22 protein-coding genes are annotated in these 23,656 nt (G+C 72.4%); 7 read left to right on the forward strand and 15 right to left on the reverse strand.

Annotation, left to right across the window (positions count from 1 at the left end):
- Positions 1 to 342: 342 nt before the first annotated feature.
- Positions 343 to 1,500 carry an acyl-CoA dehydrogenase gene (locus BLT82_RS17350; protein ID WP_093655781.1) on the reverse strand — a complete coding sequence of 386 codons (1,158 nt, stop codon included), beginning with the start codon at positions 1,498 to 1,500 and terminating at the stop codon, positions 343 to 345.
- A 168-nt stretch (positions 1,501 to 1,668) separates the two neighbouring features.
- Between BLT82_RS17350 and BLT82_RS17355 the strand changes: the two genes are divergently transcribed.
- A complete protein-coding gene (locus tag BLT82_RS17355) occupies positions 1,669 to 3,009 on the forward strand; it encodes a UDP-glucose dehydrogenase family protein (protein WP_093655784.1) in 1,341 nt (446 codons plus the stop codon).
- A gap of 33 nt (positions 3,010 to 3,042) precedes the next feature.
- Here the strand turns inward: BLT82_RS17355 and BLT82_RS17360 are convergent, their stop codons facing one another.
- Positions 3,043 to 3,405, reverse strand: a complete 363-nt coding sequence (locus BLT82_RS17360; RefSeq protein WP_093655786.1) for a VOC family protein — start codon at positions 3,403 to 3,405, stop codon at positions 3,043 to 3,045.
- Between the two features lie 96 nt (positions 3,406 to 3,501).
- On the opposite strand from BLT82_RS17360, the gene BLT82_RS17365 reads away from it, so the two are divergent.
- Positions 3,502 to 4,014 (forward strand): CGNR zinc finger domain-containing protein, encoded by a 513-nt coding sequence (locus BLT82_RS17365; protein WP_093655788.1) that lies wholly within the window; start codon positions 3,502 to 3,504, stop codon positions 4,012 to 4,014.
- Positions 4,015 to 4,216: 202 nt separating this feature from the next.
- On the opposite strand, the gene BLT82_RS17370 is transcribed toward BLT82_RS17365, so the two are convergent.
- Genes BLT82_RS17370 through BLT82_RS17380 form a run of 3 tightly spaced genes read right to left on the reverse strand, consistent with a single transcriptional unit; the run spans position 4,217 to position 7,155 of the window.
- Positions 4,217 to 5,413, reverse strand: a complete 1,197-nt coding sequence (locus BLT82_RS17370; protein WP_093655790.1) for a dipeptidase — start codon at positions 5,411 to 5,413, stop codon at positions 4,217 to 4,219.
- 9 nt (positions 5,414 to 5,422) lie between these two features.
- Complete coding sequence (gene purE, locus BLT82_RS17375; RefSeq protein ID WP_093655792.1) at positions 5,423 to 5,962, reverse strand: 5-(carboxyamino)imidazole ribonucleotide mutase; 540 nt, start codon at positions 5,960 to 5,962, stop codon at positions 5,423 to 5,425.
- Positions 5,959 to 7,155 (reverse strand): 5-(carboxyamino)imidazole ribonucleotide synthase, encoded by a 1,197-nt coding sequence (locus BLT82_RS17380; RefSeq protein WP_244292030.1) that lies wholly within the window; start codon positions 7,153 to 7,155, stop codon positions 5,959 to 5,961. Before BLT82_RS17380 ends, purE begins: the two co-directional genes overlap by 4 nt.
- A 107-nt stretch (positions 7,156 to 7,262) precedes the next feature.
- Between BLT82_RS17380 and BLT82_RS17385 the strand changes: the two genes are divergently transcribed.
- The gene (locus BLT82_RS17385) at positions 7,263 to 7,772 is read left to right on the forward strand and encodes a GtrA family protein (protein WP_093655796.1); all 510 of its coding nucleotides are present in this window, start codon (positions 7,263 to 7,265) and stop codon (positions 7,770 to 7,772) included.
- A gap of 31 nt (positions 7,773 to 7,803) precedes the next feature.
- Here the strand turns inward: BLT82_RS17385 and BLT82_RS17390 are convergent, their stop codons facing one another.
- Complete coding sequence (locus tag BLT82_RS17390; protein ID WP_093655798.1) at positions 7,804 to 9,072, reverse strand: ATP-binding protein; 1,269 nt, start codon at positions 9,070 to 9,072, stop codon at positions 7,804 to 7,806.
- Positions 9,073 to 9,290: 218 nt separating this feature from the next.
- Entirely contained in the window at positions 9,291 to 9,968 is a 678-nt protein-coding gene (locus BLT82_RS17395) for a response regulator transcription factor (RefSeq protein ID WP_167746031.1), read from the reverse strand.
- A gap of 464 nt (positions 9,969 to 10,432) precedes the next feature.
- On the opposite strand from BLT82_RS17395, the gene BLT82_RS17400 reads away from it, so the two are divergent.
- Positions 10,433 to 11,935, forward strand: a complete 1,503-nt coding sequence (locus BLT82_RS17400) for a peptide MFS transporter (RefSeq protein WP_093655802.1) — start codon at positions 10,433 to 10,435, stop codon at positions 11,933 to 11,935.
- A gap of 167 nt (positions 11,936 to 12,102) precedes the next feature.
- Here BLT82_RS17400 and BLT82_RS37175 read toward each other — a convergent pair whose 3' ends face one another.
- From BLT82_RS37175 to BLT82_RS17430, 6 genes are all read right to left on the reverse strand, one after another.
- Positions 12,103 to 13,494 (reverse strand): hypothetical protein, encoded by a 1,392-nt coding sequence (locus BLT82_RS37175; protein WP_093655804.1) that lies wholly within the window; start codon positions 13,492 to 13,494, stop codon positions 12,103 to 12,105.
- Between the two features lie 14 nt (positions 13,495 to 13,508).
- Positions 13,509 to 14,564, reverse strand: a complete 1,056-nt coding sequence (locus tag BLT82_RS17410; RefSeq protein WP_208867944.1) for a hypothetical protein — start codon at positions 14,562 to 14,564, stop codon at positions 13,509 to 13,511.
- Between the two features lie 116 nt (positions 14,565 to 14,680).
- The gene (locus tag BLT82_RS17415) at positions 14,681 to 15,562 is read right to left on the reverse strand and encodes a COG1470 family protein (protein ID WP_244292019.1); all 882 of its coding nucleotides are present in this window, start codon (positions 15,560 to 15,562) and stop codon (positions 14,681 to 14,683) included.
- Complete coding sequence (locus BLT82_RS17420) at positions 15,526 to 16,212, reverse strand: peptidase (RefSeq protein ID WP_093655808.1); 687 nt, start codon at positions 16,210 to 16,212, stop codon at positions 15,526 to 15,528. The genes BLT82_RS17415 and BLT82_RS17420 overlap by 37 nt, the downstream gene beginning before the upstream one ends.
- A gap of 157 nt (positions 16,213 to 16,369) precedes the next feature.
- Positions 16,370 to 16,876 carry an ATP-binding protein gene (locus BLT82_RS17425; RefSeq protein ID WP_093655810.1) on the reverse strand — a complete coding sequence of 169 codons (507 nt, stop codon included), beginning with the start codon at positions 16,874 to 16,876 and terminating at the stop codon, positions 16,370 to 16,372.
- Between the two features lie 159 nt (positions 16,877 to 17,035).
- A complete protein-coding gene (locus BLT82_RS17430; RefSeq protein ID WP_093655812.1) occupies positions 17,036 to 17,404 on the reverse strand; it encodes an STAS domain-containing protein in 369 nt (122 codons plus the stop codon).
- 238 nt (positions 17,405 to 17,642) lie between these two features.
- On the opposite strand from BLT82_RS17430, the gene BLT82_RS17435 reads away from it, so the two are divergent.
- The 3 genes from BLT82_RS17435 (at position 17,643) to BLT82_RS17445 (ending at position 22,113) form a co-directional block, all read left to right on the forward strand.
- Entirely contained in the window at positions 17,643 to 18,602 is a 960-nt protein-coding gene (locus BLT82_RS17435; protein WP_404204420.1) for an RNA polymerase sigma factor SigF, read from the forward strand.
- A 126-nt stretch (positions 18,603 to 18,728) separates the two neighbouring features.
- Complete coding sequence (locus tag BLT82_RS17440; RefSeq protein WP_280142491.1) at positions 18,729 to 19,937, forward strand: DegT/DnrJ/EryC1/StrS family aminotransferase; 1,209 nt, start codon at positions 18,729 to 18,731, stop codon at positions 19,935 to 19,937.
- Positions 19,930 to 22,113: a lipopolysaccharide biosynthesis protein gene (locus tag BLT82_RS17445; RefSeq protein ID WP_093655818.1), complete on the forward strand. Its 2,184-nt coding sequence runs from the start codon at positions 19,930 to 19,932 to the stop codon at positions 22,111 to 22,113. Before BLT82_RS17440 ends, BLT82_RS17445 begins: the two co-directional genes overlap by 8 nt.
- Here BLT82_RS17445 and BLT82_RS17450 read toward each other — a convergent pair.
- On the reverse strand, positions 22,088 to 23,197 hold the full coding sequence (locus tag BLT82_RS17450) for a glycoside hydrolase family 26 protein (protein WP_093655820.1): 1,110 nt from the start codon (positions 23,195 to 23,197) through the stop codon (positions 22,088 to 22,090). The two genes, BLT82_RS17445 and BLT82_RS17450, sit on opposite strands and share 26 nt — an antisense overlap.
- Positions 23,194 to 23,652 (reverse strand): hypothetical protein, encoded by a 459-nt coding sequence (locus tag BLT82_RS17455; protein ID WP_244292020.1) that lies wholly within the window; start codon positions 23,650 to 23,652, stop codon positions 23,194 to 23,196. Before BLT82_RS17455 ends, BLT82_RS17450 begins: the two co-directional genes overlap by 4 nt.
- Positions 23,653 to 23,656: the final 4 nt, after the last annotated feature.

A 23,656-nucleotide genomic window follows, 5' to 3' on the forward strand; every position in this document is an offset into this window, starting at 1 on the left:
GGATTCCGGTTGACCTGCACCGCACCAGGCGCGTGGCGGCCCCTGTGCAGAGGGGGGCCGATCAGCGCGGCCGGGCAGCCATCGCAACCATGCCGGCGCCCGGTGCCGATGACCCCACGGAGGCGTCAGCGCGGTCGCCTGATCCGCCTACGACACAGCCCCCGGCATCACGGCCGGGGGCTGTGCTGTTTGTGCTGGTCAGCGCCCGTTTCCGGGGCGCTCGCTCCCCAGGATCTCCCCAGCACGACACGCCCGGAAGCGGCCTTGGTCAGGCCACAAGGGGCAGTAAGCCGAGAACGGCTCTGAGGAACCTCAGAACGCCCCCTGACCTGCAAAAACCTGCTACGGCAGGTTGCGGGCCATGACGATCCGCTGGACCTGGTTCGTGCCCTCGTAGATCTGGGTGATCTTGGCATCGCGCATCATGCGCTCGACCGGGTAGTCACGGGTGTAGCCGTAGCCGCCGAGGAGCTGGACGGCGTCGGTGGTGACCTCCATGGCCACGTCCGAGGCGAAGCACTTGGCGGCCGCGCCCTGGAAGGTGAGGTCGCTGTCGTTGCGCTCGGACTTGGCCGCGGCCGCGTACGTGAGCTGGCGGGCGGCCTCGATCTTCATCGCCATGTCGGCGAGCATGAACTGGACGCCCTGGAAGTCGGCGATCGGCTTGCCGAACTGCTTGCGCTCCTGGACGTAGCCCTTGGCGTAGTCGAGGGCGCCCTGCGCGATGCCGAGGGCCTGCGCCGCGATGGTGATGCGGGTGTGGTCCAGGGTCTTCATGGCGGTGGCGAAGCCCGTGCCCTCCGCGCCGATCATGCGGTCGGCCGGGATGCGGACGTTGTCGAGGTAGACCTCGCGGGTCGGGGAGCCCTTGATGCCCAGCTTCTTCTCCGGGGCACCGAAGGAGACGCCCTCGTCGGACTTCTCGACGACGAAGGCCGAGATGCCCTTGGAGCGTTTCTCCGGATCGGTGACGGCCATCACCGTGTAGTAGTCGGACACACCGGCGTTGGTGATCCAGCGCTTCACGCCGTTGAGGACGTAGAAGTCGCCGTCGCGCACGGCCCTGGTCTTCATGCCGGCGGCGTCGGAGCCCGCGTCCGGCTCGGAGAGGCAGTACGAGAACATCGCGTCGCCCTTGGCGAGCGGGCCCAGGTACTTCTTCTTCAGCTCCTCGGATCCGGAGAGGATCACCGGCAGCGAGCCCAGCTTGTTGACCGCGGGGATCAGGGAGGACGAGGCGCAGACGCGGGCGACCTCCTCGATGACGAGCACGGTCGCGAGCGCGTCGGCGCCGGCGCCGCCGTACTCCTCCGGGACGTGCACGGCGTGCAGGTCCGAGGCGACCAGCGCGTCCAGCGCCTCCTGGGGGAATCGGGCCTCTTCGTCGACTGCGGCCGCGAACGGCGCGATCTTCGCCTCGGCGAGCGAGCGGACCGTCTCCCTGAGCATGTCGTGCTCTTCGGACGGACGGTACAGATCGAAGTCAGGCGTTCCCGCCAAGGTCTCTCACTCCCCTGAGCAACTGCTAACTACCGTTAAGTAACACAAATTTTAGTGGGCGCGCCCCGACCAGGCATACGTGAGCTTGCTGACAGCGGAAAAATGCCCTTGCGCGCTCCCGGTTATGCTCGGGCCCGCACTCCCTCCGTCCACCCCAGGAGCAATCCCATGGCCCTCAAGATCACCGTGATCGGCACCGGGTACCTCGGCGCCACCCACGCCGCGGCCATGGCGGAGCTGGGGTTCGAGGTCCTGGGCCTCGATGTCGTCCCGGAGAAGGTCGGCATGCTGGCCGCGGGCCGCGTCCCGATGTACGAGCCCGGCCTGGAGGAGCTGCTCACCCGCCATGTGACCGGGATCGAGGGATCCAGCGGGCGGCTGCGCTTCACCACCTCGTGGGACGAGCTGGAGGAGTTCGGCGGCGACGTCCACTTCGTCTGTGTGAACACCCCGCAGAAGCACGGCGAGTACGCCTGCGACATGTCGTACGTGGACGCCGCCTTCGCCTCGCTCGCGCCGCGTGTGAAGGGCGGCGCGCTGGTCGTCGGCAAGTCCACCGTGCCGGTGGGCTCGGCGGACCGGCTCGCCCGTCTGCTCGCCGAGCATGCGCCCGAAGGAGTGGACCTTGCCTGGAATCCTGAGTTCCTGCGCGAGGGCTTCGCCGTGCGGGACACCCTGCACCCGGACCGCATCGTGGTGGGTGTGGACTGCGAGCGCGCCGAGAAGGTGCTGCGCGAGGTCTACGCCACGCCGATCGCCGAGGGCTCGCCGTTCGTGGTGACCGACTTCCCGACCGCCGAGCTGGTGAAGACCTCCGCGAACTCGTTCCTCGCGACGAAGATCTCGTTCATCAACGCCATGGCGGAGGTGTGCGAGGCGGCCGGCGGCGACGTGGTGAAGCTGGCCGAGGCGATCGGCCACGACGAGCGGATCGGCAACAAGTTCCTGCGCGCCGGGATCGGCTTCGGCGGCGGCTGTCTGCCGAAGGACATCCGGGCGTTCATGGCGCGCGCCGGCGAGCTCGGCGCGGACCAGGCGCTGACGTTCCTGCGCGAGGTCGACTCGATCAACATGCGGCGGCGCGGGCACATGGTGGAGCTCGCCCGGGAGGCCGTGGGCGGCGGGTCGTTCCTGGGCACGCGGGTGGCGGTCCTGGGCGCGACGTTCAAGCCGGACTCCGACGACGTCCGCGACTCGCCCGCGCTGAACGTCGCCGGCCAGATCCATCTCCAGGGCGGCCAGGTCACGGTCTACGACCCCAAGGGCATGGCCAACGCCCGCCTGGTGTTCCCGACGCTCGGCTACGCGGACACCGCGCTGGAGGCCGTGCGCGGCGCGGACGTCGTGCTGCACCTGACGGAGTGGCGCGAGTTCCGCGAGCTCGACCCCGCCGTGCTGGGCGAGGTGGCGTCCCGGCGGATCCTGCTCGACGGGCGGAACGCGCTGGACGGGACGAAGTGGCGCGAGGCCGGCTGGACGTACCGCGCGATGGGCCGGCCCCGCGCCTGAGGCGCGCCGGCGTCAGCAGGCGCGGAGACAGCGTCAGCAGGCGCAGAGACAGAACGGGTGCCCGGCCGGGTCCGCGTAGACGCGGAAGCTCCGTGAGCGGTCGTCGGCGTCCAGCGGCTTGGCGCCGAGCGCCAGCACCCGCGACTCGGCGGTGTCCAGGTCCTCGACGGTCAGGTCGAGGTGGAACTGCTGCGAGGAGTCAGGTGACGGCCACTCGGGAGCCGTGTGCCCCGGGGCGGCCTGGAAGGCGAGGGGCGTGCCCTGGTATCCGGTGAGGGTGACCCAGTCGTCGCCGTCCGACTCCACCCGTCCGCCCAGGATCTCGGCGTAGAAGGCGGCGAGTGCGCGGGGGTCTGCGCAGTCCAGGACGACGGTTCCCAGTGCGGCGATGGCCATGGTGCTTCCTCTCGTACGGACGGACTGTTACCGGTAAGCGGCCTCCACCGGTAACGCGTAACCACATGGTCCCGCAGTGGAGGTAACGTCGCAACCATGAATGACAGAGCCCCGGCACCCGGAGGGCTCGAGCTGATCGAGTCGCTGGTCAACACGCTGAGCGTCGACACGGGCGCCGACGCGCTGGACACCGAGGACGGGCGCGCGGCCTTCGGCCTCACGGAGACGGAGGTGCCGGCCGCGAGGGAACTGCGCGAGGCGCTGCGGGCCGCGTGTCTGGCGCACGCCGGCCACTCCTCACCCGGCCGCCGTGCCGCGGACCTGGACCGGATCCTGACCGGCGCGCCGCTGCGCGTCACCGTCGACGACGCGGGCACAGCGGCGCTCCGCCCCGCGGCCGACCCGGCCTCCCTGCTCTCCCGGGTCGCCGCGGCCATCGCGGAGGCGACGGCCGACGGGACCTGGCTCCGGCTGAAGGCGTGCGAGGCGGAGGACTGCCTCTGGGCGTACTACGACCGCAGCCCGGCCGGACGCAGCCGCTGGTGCTCCATGGCGGTCTGCGGCAGCCGGGCGAAGATGCGCGCCTACCGCGCGCGCCGGGGCGGATAACGGAGCGGGCCCGTGCGGCACCGCCGCGCGGCGCCTCGCCGGACGATCCGAGCGGATGGGGGCTACGGGCGCAGGCGGGGCGGGGACGCAGCGCTGCCGCGCCCTCCCGCGCCCTCACGAGCGCGGGCGGCCCGCCCGTGCCGGGGGCAGGGTCGCAGACGCCCCGCCGCGCGACCGCGGCGGGGGCTCGGTGATCGGCTGCCTACGGCTTGGGGGTCGCCGCCGTCGACCGGAGCGTCGCGTTCGAGGGGGCGCGGCGGGACTGGAGGTCGCGGGCGACGGATTCCGCGTCGCCCAGCGCGCGGACCGCGTTCTGCCAGGTGAGCTTGGCCAGGTCCGGCCGGGACCAGCCGCGGCGCAGGAGCTCCGCGATCAGGTTGGGGTAGCCGGCGACGTCCTCCAGGCCGGCCGGGGTGAACGCGGTGCCGTCGTAGTCGCCGCCGATGCCGATGTGGTCGATCCCGGCCACCTCGCGCATGTGGTCCAGATGGTCCGCGACCGTGGCCGCCGTCGCCATCGGACGCGGGTTCGCGGCCTCGTACGCCCGCTGGACCTTCATGCCCGCCTCGGTCGTGTCGAGGGGGTGGAGGCCGTGCTCCCGCATGTTCTCGTCCGCCGCACGGGTCCAGGCGACCGCCTCCGGCAGGACGAACTTCGGAACGAACGTGGCCATCGCCACCCCGCCGTTCGCGGGCAGCCGTTCCAGCACGTCGTCGGGGATGTTGCGCGGGTGGTCGCAGACCGCCCGGGCGGACGAGTGGGAGAAGATCACCGGGGCGACGGAGGTGTCCAGCGCGTCCCGCATCGTCGTCGGGGCGACGTGCGAGAGGTCCACGAGCATGCCCGTGCGGTTCATCTCCCGTACGACCTCGTGGCCGAACGCCGACAGCCCGCCGAAGCGCGGCTCGTCCGTCGCCGAGTCCGCCCAGTCGTTGTTGTCGTTGTGCGTCAGCGTCATGTAGCGGACGCCCAGCGTGTGCAGCGCCCGCAGGGTGGCCAGGGAGTTGTTGATGGAGTGGCCGCCCTCCGCCCCCATCAGGGAGGCGATCCGGCCCTCCTTGCGCGCCGACTCCATGTCGTCGGCGGTCAGGGCGCGCGCCAGGTCCGCCGGGTAGCGGGCCAGCAGCCGGTCCACCACGTCGATCTGCTCCAGCGTGGCGCTGACCGCCTCGTCACCGGCCATGTCGCTGCGCACGTACACCGACCAGAACTGCGCTCCGACCCCGCCGGCCCTCAGCCGCGGGATGTCGGTGTGCAGGCTTCCCGTCTGGTCGGTCGCGATGTCGCGGCGGTCCAGGTCGTAGCGGACCTGTTCCCGCAGGGCCCAAGGAAGATCGTTGTGGCCGTCGACGACGGGAAAGGATGTGAGCAGCGAACGGGCTTCGGCGAGAAAATCCACGGTCGCAGCCTACTTGCCGAAGCCGAACGCCGCGGACCCCTCCACCTTCGCGCGCAGCCGCTTGCCCTTCTCCGTCGCCTGGTCGTTCAGCTCCTGCTGGAACTCCCGCATCCGGGCCAGCAGGTCGGCGTCCTGGGTGGCGAGGATCCGGGCCGCGAGCAGACCGGCGTTCCGGGCCCCGGCCACCGACACGGTCGCGACCGGCACGCCGGCGGGCATCTGCACGATCGAGAGCAGCGAGTCCATGCCGTCGAGGTACTTCAGCGGCACGGGCACGCCGATCACGGGCAGCGGGGTGACGGAGGCGAGCATGCCGGGCAGATGGGCGGCTCCGCCCGCGCCCGCGATGATCGCCTTCAGCCCTCGCTCCGCCGCCTGCTCCCCGTACGCGATCATCTCGCGCGGCATCCGGTGCGCGGAGACGACGTCCACCTCGTACGGGATCTCGAACTCGTCCAGGGCCTGGGCGGCGTTCTCCATGACGGGCCAGTCGGAGTCCGAGCCCATCACGATGCCGACGAGGGGGGCCGAACCGGGAGCGGTGGTCATTCGGTGATCGTTCCTCTGAGGTAGTCGGCCGCGTGACGGGCGCGCGCGAGCACGTCGTCCAGGTCGTCGCCGTAGGTGTTGACGTGTCCGACCTTGCGGCCGGGCTTCACGTCCTTGCCGTACATGTGGATCTTCAGCTGCGGGTCCCGGGCCATGCAGTGCAGATAGCCCTGGTACATGTCCGGGTAGTCGCCGCCGAGGACGTTCGCCATGACCGTCCACTCCGCGCGGGGGCGGGGGTCGCCCAGCGGCAGGTCGAGCACCGCCCGGACATGGTTGGCGAACTGGGACGTGATGGCGCCGTCCTGGGTCCAGTGCCCGGAGTTGTGCGGGCGCATCGCCAGCTCGTTGACGAGGATGCGGCCGTCGGTGGACTCGAAGAGCTCGACCGCCAGGTGGCCGACGACGCCGAGCTCCTGGGCGATGCGCAGCGCGAGCTCCTGGGCCTGCCCGGCCAGCTCCTCGTCGAGGTCCGGCGCGGGGGCGATGACGGTGTCGCAGACGCCGTCGACCTGCCGCGACTCCACGACGGGGTACGCGACCGCCTGGCCGTGCGGGGAGCGGACGACGTTGGCGGCGAGCTCGCGGCGGTAGTCGACCTTCTCCTCGGCGAGGACGGGCACACCGGCGCGGAACGGCGACTCGGCGTCCTCCTCGCTCCGGACGAACCACACGCCCTTGCCGTCGTAGCCGCCGCGCACGGTCTTGAGGATCACGGGGAAGCCCCCGACCTCCGCCGCGAAGGCAGCCGCGTCCGCCGGGTCGGCGACGATGCGGTGACGCGGGCTGGGCACGCCGATCGAGTCGAGCCGTGCGCGCATCACGCCCTTGTCCTGGGCGTGCACGAGCGCGTCCGGGCCCGGGCGGACGGGAATGCCCTCCGCCTCCAGAGCCCGCAGGTGCTCGGTGGGCACGTGCTCGTGGTCGAAGGTGATCACGTCGCAGCCGCGGGCGAATTCGCGGAGCGTGTCCAGGTCTCGGTAGTCGCCGACGACGACCTCGCCGGCCACCTGGGCCGCCGAGTCCTGGGGGGTGTCACTGAGGAGCTTGAACCTGATGCCGAGGGGGATGCCTGCCTCGTGTGTCATACGGGCGAGCTGTCCGCCGCCGACCATGCCGACTACGGGGAACGTCACCCTCCCAGGGTATCCGGAGCTCCGTACGGTCCCGCCCACCCCTTCGCTTCGTGCGATCCCACAAGGGCGTGCACTCCTTAGTGGCCGTCCATCGGGCACGCGGGGGAGGTGCTGGTTAGAGTGGTCTGGTTGACGTAGTCGACCGGACGGGACCAGCGAACACCATGAGCGAACGGGGCGCACTGCGTGTGCGACTGAACCGGCTCGCGCGCGAGGTCGCCAAGTTCGGCGCGGTCGGCGGCCTGGGCCTGCTGGTCAACATGGCGGTCTTCAACCTGCTGCGGCACACCACCGAGATCCCGGTGGTGCGGGCCAGTCTCCTCGCCACCGTCATCGCGATCCTGTTCAACTACGTGGGCTTCCGGTACTTCACGTACAGGGACCGCGACAAGAGCGGCCGCACCAAGGAACTCACGCTGTTCCTGCTGTTCAGCGCGGTCGGCATGGTGATCGAGAACGGCGTGCTGTACGTCGCGACCTACGGGTTCGGCTGGGACGGCCCGCTGCAGAGCAACTTCTTCAAGTTCTTCGGGATCGCCGTCGCGACTCTGTTCCGCTTCTGGTCGTACCGGACCTGGGTGTTCCGCGCCCTGCCGGCCCGCGAGGCCGTACAGACCGCGGAGTCGTTCCTGGAGCAGCGGCGCACCGAGCAGCCCGACCGCGTCGGCAGCTGACCCCGCCCGCTCGTCACGCCCCGACGGCGTCTCAGCGCACCGTGCGCTCCGACTCCTCCGTGCGCGGCCGCGTCTCCCGGCTCAGGAACAGGGCGAACACCGCGGGCTGCTGCTGCAGCAGCTCCAGCCGGCCGCCGTCCGCCTCCGCGAGGTCCCTGGCCACGGCGAGTCCGATGCCCGTGGAGTTCCGCCCGCTGATGGTGCGCTCGAAGATCCGCGCACCCAGGTCGGCGGGGACACCGGGGCCCTCGTCGGTCACCTCGATGACGGCCTGGTTGCCGGTGACGCGCGTACGCAGGGCGACCGTGCCGCCCCCGTGCATCAGCGAGTTCTCGATCAGGGCCGCCAGGACCTGGGCGACGGCGCCCGGCGTGCCGACGGCCCGCATCCCCTGCTTGCCGGAGCAGACGACGGCGCGTCCCGCGCTGCGGTACGCCGGTCGCCACTCCTCGATCTGCTGCTTGACGACCTCGTCGAGGTCGAAGGCGACGGCGGACCCGGTCCGCGGGTCGCGGGCGTTGGTGAGCAGCCGCTCCACCACGTCGGTGAGCCGTTCCACCTGGGTGAGCGCGACGTTCGCCTCCTCCTTGACGGTCTCCGGGTCGTCGGTGGCGGAGATCTCCTCCAGCCGCATGGACAGGGCGGTCAGGGGCGTACGGAGCTGATGGGAGGCGTCCGCGGCGAGCCGGCGCTCGGCGGTGAGCATCCGGGCGATCCGCTCGGCACTGGCGTCCAGGACATCGGCGACCCGGTCGAGTTCGGGAACCCCGTACCGCTTGTGACGGGGCCGGGGATCGCCTGAACCCAGCCGCTCGGCGGTCTCGGCGAGATCGGTCAGCGGCGAGGCGAGCCGGTTGGCCTGCCGCACGGCGAGCAGCACGGCGGCGACGACGGCGAGCAGCGCCACCGCCCCGATGATCATCAGGGAGCGGCCGACCTCGCGGGTCACGGTGGCGCGCGACTCCTCGACGGTGACCCGCTCCCCCTGCTCACCGGTGGCGGTGCCGCGGATCACGCTGCCGGAAGGCCGCTGCCCCACCTCGACCTGCGGGCTGCCGGGAATCTCGATCCTGGCGAAGCGGTCCGGTCCGATCTGGTCGGCCAGCACGCCGTCGTCGACCCGCTCGTGCTCCAGCACCTTGGCCTCGATGACACTGACCAGCCGCAGTGCCTCGGAGTCGACGCTCTCCTGCGCGCTGTTGCTGATGGTCCGCGTCTCGACGATGACGAGCGACACGCCGAAGACGGCGATCACGACGAGCACCACGGCCAGGGTGGAGTTGATGAGTCGGCGGCGCACGGTGCCCTCCGGGCGGGTCTTGCGGTCGTGCGGGGGTCGGGACCCCCGCGGTCCTTGCTGCCTCCGGGCCACCCGGCCTCGGGCCGCCCGGTTGCCATTCGTCGTTGCGCGGGGCGCCCGGCCGCGAGCGGCTCGCACCCGGGGCGGCCGTACCGGGCCGGGCGGACACGGCCCGGGCCGTCCCGGGCGCCACGCCGTCCGGGCTCCGCCCGGCGCGCTCAGCTCTTCTCGAAGCGGAAGCCGACGCCTCGGACCGTCGCGATGTACCTCGGGTTCGCCGCGTCGTCCCCCAGCTTCTTGCGCAGCCAGGAGATGTGCATGTCGAGGGTCTTCGTGGAGGACCACCACGTGGTGTCCCAGACCTCGCGCATCAGCTGGTCGCGGGTGACGACCCGGCCGGCGTCCCGCACCAGCACGCGCAGCAGGTCGAACTCCTTCGCCGTGAGCTGCAGCTCCTCGTCGCCCATCCAGGCCCGGTGGGACTCGACGTCGATCCGCACACCGTGCGTCGCGGGAGCCACGACGGGCTCGGTGGCACCGCGCCGAAGCAACGCCCGGACCCGGGCGAGCAGTTCGGCGAGCCGGAAGGGCTTGGTGACGTAGTCGTCGGCGCCGGCGTCCAGGCCGACCACCGTGTCGACCTCGTCGGCGCGGGCTGTCAGCACCAGGATCGGCACGCTGTGGCCGTCGGCGCGCAGCCGCCTCGCCACTTCGAGGCCGTCCATGCCGGGCAGCCCGAGATCCAGCACCACCAGGTCGACCCCGCCCTGGAGCCCGGCGTCGAGCGCGGTCGGGCCGTCCTCGCGGACCTCGACCTCGTACCCCTCCCGGCGCAGGGCGCGCGCCAGCGGCTCGGAGATGGATGCGTCGTCCTCGGCGAGCAGTACACGGGTCATGGGGTGATGGTAGTCCGCAGCGGTGACGCTCCGGGGGGGCCTGGGCAGGCCCCGGAGGTCGGTGGTGCGATCCTGGTTGGCGCCTTCGAATGTGGGCAGACGGTTCCGCCAACGCCTGTGATCCTCCTCTCAAGTGGTCTAAACATGTTGCTGTCATGCCTTATGGTGTCAAGGCGCCTACAGCACTACTCGGGGACCTTTGGCTGCTTTTGCCGCCAAAGGTCTCTTTTCTGCGCGGAGTCGGGCGCAAGTCCCCTCCGCGACCGTGAATGACCTGGGCCGGGCCCCGCGCGCGACGACGCACGCGGGGCGTGGATCCCGGTGAGGACTGTCCCTCGTCCCCCGCCTGGGGGACGGGCCCCTCGGGCGTGGGGGCGGGACCGATCCCCCGCCGGTGCCGGCCGCCCCCCACCGGGCGCGGAAACCGCTCACGTCGCGGCGCGTCCCGAGCAGCAAGGATCGACATGGCGTCCAGCCTGACGAAGGACTCGTCCAGCACCCCTGGCGAGAAGACCTTCCTCGGCCACCCCCGCGGTATGGCCACGCTCTTCATGACGGAGATGTGGGAGCGCTTTTCCTGGTACGGAATGCGCGGCATCCTCGTCCTCTATCTGGTCGCGGGCGTCCTCGACGGACCGCTCCAGGGCAGGGAGGCGCTGGCCGCCTCGATCTACGGCGTCTACAACGCCGTCGTCTACATGGCCGCCATGCCGGGCGGCTGGATCGCCGACCGCCTGTGGGGCGCGCGCAAGGCCGTCCTCATCGGCGGCATCGTCATCGCCCTGGGCCACTACACCCTGGCCGTCCCCTCGGACACCGCCTTCTTCGCCGGCCTGGTGCTCATCGCCGCCGGTACGGGCCTGCTGAAGCCGAACATCTCGGCCATGGTCGGCGGGCTCTACGAGGGCCAGTCCAGCGCCCGCCGCGACGCCGGCTTCACGCTCTTCTACATGGCGATCAACATCGGCGGCATGGCCGCCCCGCTGGTCGTCGGCTACCTCGGCGAGAACGTCAACTGGCACCTCGGCTTCGCAGTCGCCGGTATCGGCATGACGCTGGCGGTCGTCCAGTACGTGCTCGGCAGCCGCCACCTCGGCGACGTCGGCAAGGAGCCCGGCACCCCGGCGACGCCGGAGGAGAAGCGGACCGCGCTGCGCAAGGTCCTGCTGTGGGGCGGCCTGGCCGTCGCCGCGCTCGCCGCCGACGTGCTGCTCGGCACCTACGACATCGAGCACATCGTCAACTTCCTGGCCGTCCTCGGCATCGTCGTGCCGGTCGTCTACTTCGTCGCGATGTACCGGAACCCGGCGCTGACCGCGACCGACAAGCCCAAGATCCAGGCGTTCGCCTGGTTCTTCGCCACGGCCGTGCTGTTCTGGATGATCTACGACCAGTCGGGCTCGCTGCTGACGCTGTTCGCGGACGGCAAGACCGACCGCATGATCGGGGGCTGGGAGTTCCCGGCGTCCTGGTACCAGTCGGTGAACCCGGCCATGGTCATCGTCCTGGCCCCGCTCTTCGCCGCTCTCTGGGTCAGGCTCGCCAAGCGCAACCGCGAGCCCAGCACCCCGATGAAGTTCGCCCTGGCGATGCTCCTCATCGGCGGCTCGTTCGCCATCATGGGCCTGGCAGGCGCCGCGGCCGCCAACAGCGAGACCGGCAAGGTCACCGTCTTCTGGCTGCTGAGCGTCTACCTCGTCCAGACCCTCGGCGAGATGTGCCTGTCCCCGGTGGGCCTGTCGCTGTCCACGAAGCTGGCACCGAAGCAGTTCGTCGGCCAGATCATGGGCCTGTGGTTCCTGGCCACCGCGACGGGCAACGCCCTGAACGGCTGGACCACCAAGCTCAACGAGCCGCTCGGCGACGCCGCGTACTACTCGATGTGGGCGGTCGTCGCGATCGTCGCGGGTCTGACGTTCATGATGGCGGGCAGGAAGATCCGCGCCCTCATGGGCGACGTCCGCTGACGTCACGCGGGTCCCGCCGGCGTCTTCCTGGGCGCCGGCGCCCACCGCACACGGGCCGGCCCGGCACGCACTCCGCGTGCCGGGCCGGCCCGTTCGTGTGGCGGCCTCTTCGGGCCGGCGTCCTGCCGGCGGGAGGAGCCCGACCGGCCCGCCGCGCCCGTGGCCGCTCACCGGGCGCCGCGCAGCCTCCCCCACGGCGTGAACGTGAAGACCGCGCCGCCGATCAGGATCACCGTGCCGGCCACGAGGGCGAGGGCGCGCAGGGCGCCGTCGTCCCCGGCGCCGGTGTCGGCGAGCCCGCCGCCCGAGGCGTCACCGCCGCCCGTCGAGCCGGACGCGGAGCCACCGCCGGAACCACCGCTCGCACCGCCCGGCTGGGCGGAGGTGTCGAGCTCCAGCGACACGGCCACATCGGCGGGCGGGGTGCAGGTCGTCGTCGTGCCCAGCGCCTCGACCGTGAGGACGCCCGGGCTGAGCGTCGACCTGCCGCTGGCGCCCGGCTTGTAGGTGCCGGTCAGATCGGGGATCTCGATCGGGTCGCCGGCCTTGATGGGCTCCTTGTTCGTGGGGCCCTCGACGTGCACGAAGCCCTTGTCGGCCCCGCCCAGTGCGACCTCCATCGAAGGTTTCACGGAGTCGGCCGGGATGTCCGCGGGGCTGTCCATGACCGACTTGGAGAACTTCACGGTGAGGTCGAAGTCCCCGCCGTTCTTCTTGGCGTTGATCCTGACCGGGGAGACGGCCTCCTTGTCGCCGATGGGCGTCTTGCAGGAGTAGGCGACCTGCACCTCCTTGCCCTCGAAGTCGGTCTGGCCGCCGCCACCGCCCGTCGTGCCCCCGGAAGCGCTCCCGCCCGTGGACCCTCCGGAGTCGCCGCCGGTCGACGAACCACCGCTCGACGAACCACCGCTCGACGAACCGCCGGTCGAGGAACCACCGGTGTCCCCACCCGTCGACGAACCACCGCTCGACGAACCGCCCGTCGACGAACCACCGGTGTCGCCTCCCGTCGTGCCGCCCGAACCGCCCCCGCCCTCGGCGACCTTGACGGTCGCCCCCGGCTGGACCGCCTCCTTCGGGGCGCACCTGGTGTCGGTCGAGATCGGCTTGGAGACGTTGATGTCGTACGCGCCCGGAGTCAGCGTGATCTCCCCTGGTGCGGTGAGCTTCAGCTTGGCCTTCATGTCGGGCAGCACCATGGGGCTGTTCTTGGGGATCGGCGGATTCTGCCGCGGCCCTTCCATCGCCAGGTCGGCGGTCTGCGCCCCGGCCACCTTCAGGGTGCCCGTCGGCTTGACCGTGTCCTTCTGCAGATCCAGGACGTCGGGGTTCTTCGACGCGGCCTCGACCGTCTTCCAGACCACCTCGATCTCGTCCCCGACCTTGGCCTCCGCCGGCGCCGTGATCTGCACCCTGGTGGTGCCCTGGACGGGCGGCAGGCCGGAGATGGCCGGCGGAATGCACTCCGTCGCGTACGAGACCTCGGCGGCCTGGGCGGGAGACGCGGCCAGCAGTATCCCCGCGCCGCCGAGCATCAGCGCGACCCCTGCCGCGCCCATCCTCCGTTGCGTGCTCACGTGTGTCCCTTCGTCGTGGGTCGGTTCTCTGACGGTGCGGAGTCCGGGGTGAACCACGGCAGGGCCGTGGTGGCGGGGACGGGACGGCCGTCCTCCGCGGAGGGGGCCGCCCGGTCCCTGGGCGGGGCGACGCGGTGCGCGGTGCGGTGCCGGCCGGGGTGCCGCGGCCCTACGCGGTCGACGACGGCCATCCCGGTCCGGAACAGCGCCGCCGGAACGACGACGGCCAGCAGCACCCAGAAGAGCGTCACGCCCCAGGGCCTGCCCACGCCCCAGGGATGCTCGACGAGCACCTTCGAGCCGTACTTCACGGAGACCTGGTAGTCGCCGTGGGCGCCCGCCGACAGCTGGACGGGCAGCCTGATCTGCGCCTTCCGGCCCGGCTGCACGGTGCCCCGCCACTGCCGCTCCTCCCACTGGGGCGCGAAGACGCCATGGGCGGTGCCGACCTGGAAAACCGGGTCCTCGACCGGCGCGGTGCCGAGATTGCCGACGGTGAAGACGAGTTCACGGCCCGGCGGAGCGCCGAACCAGACGAGGAGGCCGCTCGACCCCCGCAGTTCGGCGGTGGCGAGCACGGCGAGCCTGCCGCCGTCCGTCCGCCGTGGCAGCGGGGCCGTGGGATGGCCGGCGACGGTGAACGGCGTGTCCACGACGGTCCGTTCACCGGTGACCGTGGCGACGTGCACCACGCACGGACACGGTTCCGGCGGCTCGGCTACCGGCATCTTCCTGCTGAAACCGCCCCTGGTGTCGGTGGTGACGGCCCGGCCCTCGGCGTTGGCGCAGGAGTTGGTGCCGCCGATCACCCCTCTGCCGGGCGATGACTGTCCGCAGATCAGGAGCATCAGCAGCGCCTCGGGCCGCCAGCCGGAGCCGCTGACCGTGATGTCCCCGCCCTTGCCGGCCTGTTCGTCGGAGAGACGGACGACGGGCTTCGTGTCCGCGGCGGCGTACGGGGCGGCTCCGGCGGCGGCGACCGCGACGACCGCGACGAGGAGCACGGCCGGCAGCCGGACGAGGTCCGTCCGGCCCGCGGGGACGCGCCGCACGCCGGACGGGTGCCGCGGCCGGCGTGTCCGACGGAGGAGCTGCCGGAACCACCGGCGCGGGGCTTCCGGGCGCCCTCGGCCGCGGGCGGGGAGGGCCGGGTCAGGTGTTTCGCCGTTCACGGTCGGGCTCCCGCCTGTGCCAGGGTCCGTTCGGGTCCGTCGGGTCGGCCGGGGGGCGGTCTGCGGCCGCGCCACAGTGCGATGCCGCCCGCCGCCGTCCCGAGCGCCAGCACCGTCCCCGTCGCCGCGGCCCACGGCACGTACCGGGCGGAGGCCGTCGCCTCGGCGGGTGCCGCGCCCGGGGCCGTGACACGGAGGGTGACGTCGACGGAGTCGAGGGCGGGCGGATCGGGCCAGGGTTCGGTCAGCTCCAGGCTGCGGCCGGGACCCAGCTCGACCGGCAGGGTGCGGGCGGGGCGCCGCAGCAGCTCGCCGGTGAGCCCGTCGGCGCGCACGGCGAGGCGGGGCGCGAGCACGGTGTTGCCCCGGTTGACGAGCGTGTAGCGGATGACGCGGCCGTCGACACGGACGTCCTCCACCGTGAGCGCGGCCAGCTCGGGACCCGTGACACGCACATGGACGCGTACCACCGCCTCACGGGCGCCGGCCGACGCCACGACTCGCGCGGACCGGTCGCCGGGGGACGCGGAGTCCGGGACCGTGACGGCGAAGGGCACATCGGCCCGGGTACGGGCGGGCACGGTCACCCGGTCCTCGGCGAACGCCACCCAGGCCGTGCCGGCCGCCCGCAGCCGGACCGTGAGCGGTTCCGCCCCCGGGTTGGTCACGGAGACGCCGTCCTCCATGACCGTGCCCGGCGGGCCCTCCAGATAGACGTACGGTCTGCCGCCCGTCGCGGGCTCGGCCGTCCAGTCCTGCCCGGCCGCCGCTGGCGCGGCCGCCCAGAGCACGGGCAGCAGGGCGCCGGCCGCGGCGGCGAGTCCGGCGCGGGCCGGCACGGTCAGCCCGCGGACCGCGGTCCGCGCCGGGTCAGCCACAGCACCCCGGCGGCCCCGGTGAGGAGCACCGTGCCGCCGAGCGTGCCGAGCGCGAGCGCGGAGTCGAGGGGACCGGTCTTCGGCAGCTCGCCGGCACCGGCGCCGGAGCCGGACCCGCCGCCGGACTGCGAACCCCCGCCGCCCGCGCCCTGGACGTCCAGTTCGAGCGACGGCCCCGGGTTGTTCCTGGGGGTGCACGTGGTCGTCGTACCGAGTGCCTTGATGGTGAGCACCCCGGCTGTGAAGGTGACCTTGCCGCTCTTGCCGGGGGTGTACGTCCCGGTCAAGTCGTTGATCTTGATGGGGGTGTTGGCCGGGATCGCCTCGGCGTTCGGCGGCCCCGAGACCGGGACCTTGCCCTTCTCCGCACCGCCGAGCTCGATGACCGCGCTCGGGTTCATCGCCCCCTTGCCGAGCTCCACCGGGCTGGACGAGACGCCCTTCCGGAACGACATCGTGAGCTTGTAGCCAGCGCCGCTCCTGACGGCCTTGATGTCGATCGGCGACACCGCCCCCTTGGGCCCGATGGGCGTCTGGCACTGGTAGTCGACGTCCACGACGGCGGCATGGGCGGTGGGCGCGGCCGTCAGCACCACCGAGCCCGCCGCGGCCGCTGCCAGCGCGAGAGCTGTCCGCTTCTGGTACGACACCTCGAGTTCCCCTCATGCCGGAAGTCGCCGCATGTAACTGACGACACATCAGATCGGGCGCTCAAGGTACGCCGGGGCCCTTGTGGAGGGAAGACAAAGAGCACGGCGGATCGCCGTGCTCCACAACAGCTTCAAATCCCGGGGCGCCGGGCTCCGGCTAGGAGGGTGCCGCGAGCTCCGCCCACACCGTCTTGCCGGTCATCCCCGGCGTCCTGACGACGCCCCAGTCCAGGCACAGCCGCTGGACGATGAACATGCCGTGGCCGCCGGGGCGGCCGGCGCGGTGCGGGGTGCGCGGCGCGGGCTGGCCGGCGCCGAGGTCGGTGACCTCCAGCCGGAGCACCTTGGCGTCGCTGGAGACGCGCAGCCGGTCGGGGCCCTCCGCGTGCAGGCAGGCGTTGGTGACCAGCTCCGAGACGACGAGGAGGACGTCCTCGGCGGCGGCGCGGCGGTCGGCGTTGGCAGCGGGCAGCCAGCCCCAGTCGTAAAGGGCCTGCCGGGTGAAGTCGCGAGCGAGCGGGACGATGCCGCTGGCGTTCCCCAGCGCCAGGGTGCGCACCCTGCCGTCGGGCACGACGGTGCCGTGTCCGCCGCCGGGGGCGGCAGGGGCGCCGTCCGGCTCGGGGCCGAGGTCGCCCGGCGGATGCTGCCGGGTGGTGCTCATCAGCGCTTCACCTCACCGATTCACCAGTTCGCGTGTGGGTCGATACGGAGCGTGCGGGTCTCCGCACTCTTTTGCGAGGGGTCCCGGAGGGATCCTTGCGGGGGTCTTCTGCCCGGCCGCATCCGGACAACACCCCCCGGTCCGGTCATGCGGCGCGAGTCACTCCGCCAGGGCCGCCTCGACCGAGTCGTGGACGGTGAAGACCGCCTCGGCGCCGGTGATCTCGAAGACCCGGGCCACGACGGGAAGCATCCCGGCCAGATGGACCCCGCCTCCGGCGGCCTCGGCCCTGAGGCGGGCCCCGAGCAGGACGTTCAGTCCCGTGGAGTCACAGAACTCGAGGTGTGAGCAGTCGACCACCAAGCGTGCCCGACCTTGATCGAGCGCCTCCTCGAGTGGCGCACGCAACAATTCGGCGGTGTGGTGATCGAGCTCACCCGCCGGAGTCACCACTTCGCTCGGGCCTTCGGTCCTCACCCCGACCTGAAGGCGGCCTCGATTTGCACTGCCGACCGTCCCGCGGTCCATGCCCGTCCTCTTCGCCGATGACGTTGACGTCCGCAGAACATTACGCCTTCCGTACGCCGATCGGTAGCCGAACTCCCCCACAAATCGGACATACATGACTTACAACACTTGCAACCTCCGGCAAGGAGCGGGTAGGGCTAGATAGACACCACCGACACGGCCGGCTTTGGAGGCGCCGCACACCGCAGCACCACGTATGGGCATCGGCAGCCATATGCCGAGAACGATGGAGGAGACCATGTCACCCCGGCTCGACGAAACGCGTACCCCGAACGCGCCGTCGACACGCAAGCACGATCACCTCGAGTCCCCCGAGCACGCCGGGCGCCACGCGCTCGACGCGTACGACGAGCACCCCCCGCACGGGCGGTACGGACACGCCGAGCAGTCCGAGGACGTCGACCTCCCGGCGCTCCCGCCGTTCGACGAGGTCGGCGCCGTGGACGCGCGCGCCCTGTCGAAGACGCTGTTCGCCCGCCTCGAAGCCCTCGAAGAGGGCACGCACGAGTACTCCTACGTGCGCAACACCCTCGTCGAACTCAACCTCGCGCTGGTCAAGTTCGCCGCCTCCCGGTTCCGCTCCCGCAGCGAGCCGATGGAGGACATCATCCAGGTGGGCACGATCGGCCTGATCAAGGCGATCGACCGCTTCGAGCTCAGCCGGGGCGTGGAGTTCCCCACGTTCGCGATGCCGACCATCATCGGCGAGATCAAGCGCTTCTTCCGCGACACCTCCTGGTCCGTGCGCGTCCCGCGGCGGCTGCAGGAGTTGCGGCTTGACCTCGCGAAGGCTGGCGACGAACTCGCCCAGCAGCTCGACCGCGCCCCCACGATCGGCGAACTCGCCGAGCGCCTCGGCATCACCAGGGACGAGGTCGTCGAGGGCATGGCCGCGAGCAACGCCTACACGGCGAGCTCCCTGGACGCGCAGCCCGACGAGGACGAGACCGAGGGCACGCTGGCGGACCGCATCGGCTACGAGGACCACGGCCTCGAGGGCATCGAGTACATCGAGTCCCTGAAGCCGCTCATCGCCTCGCTGCCGCCGCGCGACCGCAAGATCCTCTCCCTCCGCTTCGTCGCGGGCATGACCCAGTCCGAGATCGGCGACGAGCTCGGCATCTCGCAGATGCACGTGTCGCGTCTGCTGGCCCGCACGCTGAACCGGCTCAGAAAGGGCCTCACGGTCGAGGAGTGACTCCCCGCCCGCACGGCCCCGCCTGAAGGGTCCATTCCGTCAAGGGATGGGCCCTTCCGCCTTATTGACGGTGGGGTCCGGTATGGGCCACATTGAGCCGGGGGTTCAGGGGGGATGGTGGGGGCCATGGGGGAGGCGCTGGAAGCGCGGATGCGCGACCGCCTCGGCAGGGAGTGCCTTTACGTGCCGTCGTGCCGGCTCGGGCTCTACGTGGCCCTGCGCCACTGGTGCCGGCCCGGCGGACGGGTGCTGATGTCGCCCGTCAACGACGACGTCATCTTCTTCGTGGTGCTGGCGGCGGGCCTGCGCCCCGTGCAGGCACCGCTCGACCCGAGGGACGGCTCGATCGACGAGTCAGCCGTCCCCGAGGCGACCTGGCGGAGCGTGGACGCGGTCGTCACGACCAATCTGTACGGCAACCCCGACCCCGCGCCCGGGCTGCGTGCCCGCTGCGACTCGCTCGGCATCCCGCTGCTGGAGGACGCGGCGCACGCCATCGGGTCCCGGGTCGGCGGCCGGCCGGTCGGTTCGTACGGGGACGCCTCCGTGTTCAGCCTCTCCAAGCACACCGCCGCCAAGACCGGGGGCTTCCTCGCGATCGCCGACCCGCGGCTCCGCAGCGAGCTGCGAGACGCCCGCGACGCCCTCCTCACCCCCTCCCGGCTCTCCGCCGAACTCGCCTACGTCTTACGGCCGTACGCGGAGGCGGGCGTGCGCGGGCTGCGGCTCGTCCGCGCGGCGCGGGCCGTGATGCGGCTCCTCGGCATGGAGGAGCGCGAGGACATCCGGATGCCGCTGCGGCCCGGCGAGCTGAAACAGGCGGTCGCCGAGGCCCCCGCGCTCCCGCCGTTCCACTCCTGGGTGCGGGTCGACATGCACGACTACCGGATCGCCCCGGGACGCGCCCGGCTCCGCCGCACCGCGCGGCTGCTCGACCGCCTGGACGACCGGCTCGCGGCCCATCTCGAGGGCACCCGGCGGCTGCTGGCCAGCCCCTGGGGGGCGCCCGGCCCCGGCCCGGTCCAGCCGCTCTTCCGGGTCCCGATCCTGGTGGCCGACCGGGACGCGGCCGTCGCCGCACTGGCCCGGCACCGCATCACCACCGGCTACCTCTACGACCCGCCGCTCGACGACTACGCCACCGGGCTCTTCACCGACCCGTCGCCCGCTCCGGAACCGGCCCGCTGGTTCGCCCGCCACGCCCTCCCGGCCGACCCGCTCCGGGCGGACCGGATCGTCGCCGTCCTCGACGCGGCGGGGGTGCGCCCGGCGCAGGCCCCGCCGCTACCGGGGGCGGGTCCGGCCGGCGGCCCCGAGGACGGGGCCGGTGGCTGAGACGACCCGGGTGCGGGCGCCCGACACCGCGACCGGCGGAACGGCGCCCGCCGACGGGACCGCCGGCGGGTCGGCCGGCGGCGACTCCATGTTCCGCAACGCCTATGCCCTGATGCTCTCCACCGGTGTGTCCGCCGCGCTCGGGCTGGGCTTCTGGCTGGTGGCCGCCCGCTACTACACCGAGGAGGCCGTGGGGCAGGGGTCGGCCGCGATCGCCGCGATGCGGCTGCTCGCCTCCATCACCGCGACCACCATGATCGGCGCGGTGGTGCGGTACGTCCCGAGGGCCGGGCGGTCGACCGGCCCGCTGGTGTGGCGGGCGTACGCGGTCAGCTCGGCCGTCGTGTGCGCCGCCTGCGCGGCGTTCCTGGTCACCCTCGACCTGTGGGGCCCTTCGTACGCCCCGCTGCGCGGCCCCGTCGCCGGCGCGGTCTTCACCGCGGCCTGTGTCGCCTGGGCGCTGCTCACCCTGCAGGACGGGGTGCTGACCGGGCTCCGCAAGGCCGTCTGGGTGCCGGTCGGCAACGCGGTGTTCTCCATCGGCAAGCTCCTGCTCCTCGTCGTGTTCGCGGGCGCCGTTCCCGTCCTCGGCGTCTTCGTGTCGTGGGCGGCGGCGATCGCCCTCTCCGTACTGCCGCTCGGCTGGCTGGTGTTCCGCCGGCTGATACCCCGCCAGGCCGCCGCCGACCGCGACCGCGAACCGCCGCGGATGCGGGACATCGGACGCTTCCTCGCCGGGGACTCCGTCGGCGCGCTCTTCTCCCTGGCGATGATCAACCTGCTGCCGGTGATGGTCGCCGTCCGGTTCGACGCCGCCCACAACGGCTTCTTCTACATCGCCTACACCGTCGGCGGCACGATGGAGTTCATGGCCATCAACATGGCCTCCTCGCTCACCGCGCACGCCTCGCACAGCCCCGGCAGCCTCGCCGAGGGGGTGCGCGGCGCACTGCGCCGCATGGCGGTACTGCTCGTGCCGGTCGTCGCCGTGCTGGTCGTCCTCGCGCCGCTGATCCTCGCGCCGTTCGGCCCCGACTACGCCGAGCACGGCACGACCGTGCTGCGGCTGCTGGCCGCCGCGGCGCTGCCCCGGGTCGTCGTGGAGCTGTACATCGGCGTCCTGCGCGTCCAGGGCCGTACGGGAGTGCTCGCGGCGCTCCAGGGCGCGATGTGCGCGATGGTGCTGGGCAGCGCGGCGGTGCTGATGGGCCCGGCCGGCATCTCCGGCGCGGGCCTGGCGATGCTGCTGTCCATGTCGCTGATGGCGCTGGTCTCCGCGCCGGGCGTGCGGGCGGCCCTCAGCGGGCGCGAGCCCCGGCCGCCGCGCGGGGCGGGGCTGTTCGTACGGCGGCGGCGCCCGGCCGGGGACGGCTACGGCACGACCTGGGCGCGCCGGGCGGCCGAGCGGCGGGCCTCCGCCGGGCAGGACCCGGACTGGACCCGGGAGACCGGGTATCTGCGGGGTGTCCACGAGGCGGCGACCCCGGCGTTCGGGATATCCGTGTACGCGCCTCCGGAGCGGCCCGCGGCCACCGGGCGCGAGGAGGCCGGGACGGCCGTCTGGCTGTGGCTGCTGCTCGGCCTGGCCGCCGGTCTGTTCTGGTTCCCGCTGGTACGGGCCCGGGACGTCCCGCCGGGACCGCTGTCGGGGCGGGAGTTGCTGCACGCGCTGCCGCCGCTGACGGTGACGGCGGGCGTGCTGCTGGTCGTCGTGTACTGCGGGGCCGCGGCCCTGGGCAGACTGCGGCCGGTCCTGCTCGCCGCCGCCCTGCTCGCCACCGCGGCCGCGTTGCACACCGCCCCCGCGCTGCTGGGCGTACGGCCCGCTCCCGCCGCGGGGCCGGGTCACGAGGCGCTGGCCGACCTGCTCGCCGGGCCGGCGGAGCCCGGCGGCCCGGCGTTCGTGCTCGCGGTGCTGCCGCCCGTACTGCAGTTGCTGTGCCTGGCCCTGGCCGCCACCGCCCTGCGGGCCCTGGGCGTGCCGGGCCGGGTCACCGCCGGGACGGTGTGGGTCCTGACGGTGGCGGGCTGGGCGGCCCAGGAGGCCTTCGCAGCCGCGGCGCTGCCGGTGTCGGCAGGGTTCCTGGCGGCCGCGGTGGCGGCGCTCGTCCACCGCCGGACGGCCCGCGGCACCGCCCGGCGGAAGTCCCTCAGCGGCTCGGGACCGGCTGTCTGAACCAGCCGTCCCGGCCGGCGAGCCGGTAGCCCTCCAGGCCCGGTCCGTCGTCGACCGTCAGATCGCAGCCCTCGCCGGGCACCGCGCGGTTCCAGTGCACCATCGCCTTCACCTTGGGCATGGCCCTGGCCACGTCCGGGATGGCCGCGTACCACTCGCGCTGCCGGTCGGGGTCGGCCGGATCGGGGACGGTCGCGAACTCGGCGAGCATCAGCGGCTTTCTGTCGGAGATGTTGGCGATCAGCCAGTCGTGGCCGGGACGCTGACTTCGCTCGAAGTCCTTCCAGTCCGTGGTCTTGTGGCAGGTGAAGTAGTTGTACTGGTCCATGGCCAGCCAGTCGACGTAGTCGTCCCCGGGGTAGAGCCGCTTCATCAGGTCGGCGCTGCCGAGATAGCCGGAGACCGTCCACACCCACACCACGTTGCGCGCGCCGAGCTTCTCGAAGCGGTCCCGCAGGTGCCGGTAGGCGGCGACGTACTCCTCGGGAGTCCCGGCGCCCTCCTTGATCCGGGCGTCGACCTCCTGGTCGAAGGAGAGGAAGACCCGCTTCCCGTACGCCTTGACGCGGCGGATCTGCGGGTCGACGATCTCGGCGTCGTACCGGCCCGACGCGATGTTCTTCCAGCCGAGTTGCGTCTCGGTCCAGTTGGCGTGGTGCGGTTCCTTCCACACCGTGGACTCCCAGGCGAGCATCAGGAGCCGGTCGCGTCCCAGTTCCTGTTCGTCCGGGGTGAGCAGCTGCCCGTCGAGCTCGTTGCCCGACATGTCGTGGTACGTGTACACGAGGTCGAGCCGGCGTCCGATCTTCTTCTCGAAGGCGTACACCGGTGCGGTGAGCGAGCCGTTCTCGTCGTACGGGATGTACGCGCCCCACCAGGCGCCGCAGCGCGGAGCGAGCACGCGGTCGGGGGCGCACGGGCCGCTGAGGGGTTCGCCGGAGACCGCGCTCCCCGGTAAGTCCTCGTCCGCGGTGCCGTCGTCGGCGGTGGCCCAGATCCCGATCCCGGCGAGGAAGGCGGCGACCGTGACGAGGACGACCACCGCGCCCGCGCGCGGGCGGGATCCCGAATGACGTCCGCTCATCGGCCACCGCCGCCGGGTTGAGCACGTCCGGCGGCGGAGTCGTGCTCACCGGCCGGTCCCGGGGCGGCCCCGCGGGACGGCACGCGAGCGCCTCCGGCGGCGCCGCGCGTGGCCGCGGGGAGCGGGAGCCCCGGCAGAGCGGCGACGACCGTCGCGAAGGCCGCCAGGGGCAGCAGGAACGCCGTGACCGTGAATCCCCCGGCCAGGAACAGCGAGGTGGCGGTCAGCACTCCGAGCGACAGGCTCACCGGCGCGGCCAGAGCGAACGCCTCCAGACGGGCGCCGGGCCGCAGGCCCCCGGGCTGCGGGTGCAGCAGCGCGATGCCCGGACCGAAGCAGACGAACAGGAGCACCGGGATCCATCTCATCGGCGAACCGCCGGGCAGCAGGGTCGCGGCGAGCGCCACCCAGCCGGACAGCGCCACGGCCGCTCTGAGCGGGATCTCTTTCGGCATCGGG

This window comes from Streptomyces wuyuanensis, from assembly GCF_900103455.1.
GTDB lineage: Bacteria > Actinomycetota > Actinomycetes > Streptomycetales > Streptomycetaceae > Streptomyces > Streptomyces wuyuanensis.